Annotated in this window: 2 protein-coding genes; both read left to right on the forward strand. The window is 66.7% G+C overall.

Annotated features, from left to right (window positions below):
• Window positions 1–741 (forward strand): hypothetical protein (locus ACFVS0_RS21835; protein WP_430589116.1); only part of this gene is annotated, 741 nt, incomplete at its 5' end.
• The coding region (locus ACFVS0_RS21840) for a hypothetical protein (protein WP_430589117.1) at window positions 738–1,025 on the forward strand (288 nt) is incomplete at its 3' end. The genes ACFVS0_RS21835 and ACFVS0_RS21840, both read left to right, overlap by 4 nt.

A 1,025-nucleotide genomic window follows, 5' to 3' on the forward strand; every position in this document is an offset into this window, starting at 1 on the left:
GTCCACATGCACGCCATCAACGACGTGCTGTACGCCGTCGCGGAAGCGCCGGGAGGCGGCTGCGAGCTGCTCAAGTTCCGCATGGTGCTCAACCAGCACGACGCGGACGCCACGGGCGACTACAACTTCCTGCTCGACCGCATGCTGGTGGTGCAGCCCACCTATCAGCAGTTCGGCAACGAGACCTGGATCGACCTGCCCTACATCGTGCCCGATGGCATGACGGTCACCGTCCTCAAGACGGACGACTGGCAAGACCCCGGCGCGTACCTGGACATCACCAAGGCGCGCTGGGACAACGCCCGCACCCGCCTCGCGCTCCCCGGTAACCACACCGAGGGCCGCGTGGTCGTCGGCATGGACTACGAGCACCGACTCACCCTGACCAAGCCCATCGTTCGCGGTGGGCAGAACCAGGCCGTGCTGGTGGGCCGCACGCAGGTGCGTGACATCGAGGTCGCCTACAAGGACGGTGCGTACTTCGAGCTGGAGGTCGAGCAGCACGGCAACGGCCGAGTCGAGACCTACGTGGCGTCGCACTCCGGTGCGTACACCGCGCGCGTCCTCAACGACTCGGTGTTCCGCACCAGCGCCCCGACGTTCCACTCCGGCTCTCGCCGGTTCCCCGTGCTGGGCGACGCCAACAGCGTCCGCATGCACCTCGTCAACCGCCTGCCGTTCCAGTGCTGGTTCCAGTCAGCACAGTGGCGCGGCATGTTCGTCTCCCGCAGCCGAGTATGACCCTGACCTATCGAAGCCCCACCGCCAGCGACATCCTCCACGTCGCCGAGAACATGCGGCAGGAGGACATCCTGGAGGTGGCGGCTTCGCATGGTCACACCCCGCTCCAGGCGCTCGCATTTGCAGTGACCGCGAGCGACCGCAGTTTCGCCGCGATGCACGACGGTTCCCCCGTGTGCATCTTCGGCTTCAGCCAGCACGCCGAGGGTATCGCCTCGGTTTGGCTGCTGGGCACCGACGCCCTGGTGGCTCCCACGTTCTGCCGCACGTTCCTCCGAGAAGCT

Origin of the sequence: Isoptericola sp. NPDC058082, assembly GCF_042885055.1 — a bacterium.
In the GTDB taxonomy this organism is placed as follows: domain Bacteria; phylum Actinomycetota; class Actinomycetes; order Actinomycetales; family Cellulomonadaceae; genus Isoptericola.